This window comes from Komagataeibacter kakiaceti JCM 25156, assembly GCF_000613305.1.
Window position 1 is genome coordinate 1 of sequence record NZ_BAIO01000706.1, and the last position, 973, is coordinate 973.

The following is a 973-nucleotide window of genomic DNA, read 5'->3' on the forward strand; positions in this document are numbered from 1 at the left end:
GGTCGATACCGCGCATGGCCATTCGGCGGGCGTGCTGAAAACCATCGAACGCCTGCGCGCGATTGAAAACGAGATCCAGATCGTGGCCGGTAACGTCGCCACGCCCGAAGCCGCCCGCGCGCTGATCAACGCCGGTGCGGACTGCGTGAAGGTGGGGATCGGCCCCGGCTCCATCTGCACCACGCGCGTTGTGGCGGGGGTGGGCGTGCCGCAGTTCTCCGCCGTGATGGAAACTTCCGCTGCGTGCCATGAACTCGATGTGCCCGCCATTGCCGATGGCGGCATCCGCACCTCGGGCGATATAGTCAAGGCCATTGGCGCCGGGGCGGATGTGGTGATGGTCGGCTCGCTGCTGGCCGGCACGGAGGAAGCGCCGGGCGAGGTGTTCCTGTATCAGGGCCGCACCTACAAATCCTATCGCGGCATGGGCAGCCTTGGCGCGATGGCGCGCGGATCGGCCGACCGCTATTTCCAGCAGGAAATCAAGGACACCCACAAGATGGTCCCCGAAGGGATCGAAGGCCGCGTGGCGTACAAGGGGGCCATGGGCGCGGTGGTCCACCAGCTTGTGGGCGGCCTGCGCGCCGGCATGGGCTATACCGGCTCCGCCACGGTGGCGGACCTGCAGAAGCGCGCGCGTTTCCGCCGCATTACCGGCGCGGGCCTGCGTGAAAGCCATGTGCATGATGTCTCCATCACGCGCGAAGCCCCGAACTACCGGCAGGACTGATCCTGCCGGTTTCATGACAGTAACGGTTCCATAATCCATGACACCCAGCGCACGGCTTTCCGCCGCCATTGACCTGCTTGCCGCAATGGAGGCGACGCCGCAGCGTCCGGCCGATGCGCTGGCCAACGCTTTCTTCAGGGAGCGGCGCTATATCGGCGGCGGCGACCGCCGCGCCATATCCGCGCGGGTCTGGCGTATCCTGCGCCACTGGCGGCGGCTGGAGTGGTGGATCGCGCGTGCCGG

The 973-nt window shown here is 67.1% G+C and carries 1 protein-coding gene and 1 pseudogene; both read left to right on the forward strand.

Features of this window, described 5'->3' with window-relative positions:
* Nucleotides 1-730, forward strand: a 730-nt coding sequence (guaB, locus tag JCM25156_RS18145; RefSeq protein ID WP_025814254.1) for an IMP dehydrogenase, incomplete at its 5' end; no start/stop codon positions are given.
* A gap of 37 nt (nt 731-767) precedes the next feature.
* Nucleotides 768-973, forward strand: a pseudogene (locus JCM25156_RS18150) (RsmB/NOP family class I SAM-dependent RNA methyltransferase); the annotation flags it as partial.